1 pseudogene is annotated in these 534 nt (G+C 51.1%); it reads right to left on the reverse strand.

The annotated features are described in order from the left end of the window. Positions 1-50: 50 nt before the first annotated feature. A pseudogene (locus VU18_RS04270) lies at positions 51-534 on the reverse strand (IS982 family transposase); the annotation flags it as partial.

Consider the following 534-nt stretch of genomic DNA (forward strand, 5'->3'; position numbering starts at 1 on the left):
CCGTGGTGCTAGTTGAGTGTTAGAACTTAACTAGCCCAAGTGTAACTAGGGAACACCGTCTCGATCACTTTGCGTTTTTGTTGGATCCATTTCTCCCATGCCTCGGACGAGCAATGTTTCTGGTTTTTTCGAGACGGAGTCCAAAGCGCCATTTGGTACTCTTCGTACAGCCTTTTTTGCAACTCACGGCTAATGAATCCTTTGTCCCCAAAGTTATAGGGATGAGGAATTTGAGTCATCACGCTTTCAGTGGCGATCCGATCATGGCAGGATGCTTCCGTTACCACATAGCCCATGGGCAACCCTTGATCGGTCACTTGAAGGTGCAGCTTCAACCTATAGTACCATTGCTTTTTGGAAGCGCAATACCCGATGTCTGCGATCTCTTGAAACCGTTTGACGCGATGCATTCTTGCGGTATGGCACAACGGGAGCGGCAAGCGGTCGACGACGGCATAGGCATGATGTTGGACGCGTTTTGCTCACGACGGCGATCCATTTGATGGCGAAGCGCAGCGCCCGGCAACGGCGGTT

This window comes from Geobacillus sp. ZGt-1, from assembly GCF_001026865.1.
In the GTDB taxonomy this organism is placed as follows: Bacteria; Bacillota; Bacilli; order Bacillales; family Anoxybacillaceae; genus Geobacillus; species Geobacillus thermoleovorans.